Annotated in this window: 1 tRNA gene and 1 rRNA gene; both read right to left on the bottom strand. The window is 50.5% G+C overall.

Going from position 1 to position 364, the window contains the following annotated elements:
- Nucleotides 1-196: ribosomal RNA gene (locus C2M24_RS15920) — 16S ribosomal RNA — on the bottom strand; the annotation flags it as partial.
- Nucleotides 196-280 (bottom strand) — tRNA-Leu (locus C2M24_RS15915). The genes C2M24_RS15915 and C2M24_RS15920, both read right to left, overlap by 1 nt.
- Nucleotides 281-364: the final 84 nt, after the last annotated feature.

Genomic DNA, 364 nt, shown 5'->3' with positions numbered 1-364 from the left:
TGCGCTCGTTGCGGGACTTAACCCAACATCTCACAACACGAGCTGACGACAGCCATGCAGCACCTGTATCAGAGTTCCCGAAGGCACCAAACCATCTCTGGTAAGTTCTCTGTATGTCAAGTGTAGGTAAGGTTCTTCGCGTTGCATCGAATTAAACCACATGCTCCACCGCTTGTGCGGGCCCCCGTCAATACATGGTGCGGAAGGTGAGACTTGAACTCACACATCCGAAGATACTGGAACCTAAATCCAGCGCGTCTACCAATTCCGCCACTCCCGCAACGAGGTACTTACTTCAGTGCTATTGGAACCTAAATCCAGCGTCTAATTCAAGACATCGGCCAATTCCGCAACTTCAGAAAGT

Origin of the sequence: Pseudoalteromonas sp. T1lg22, assembly GCF_002964645.1 — a bacterium.
GTDB lineage: Bacteria > Pseudomonadota > Gammaproteobacteria > Enterobacterales > Alteromonadaceae > Pseudoalteromonas.
Note: the sequence above shows the minus strand (reverse complement) of the source record. Positions and strands in the feature narration are given on the sequence as shown.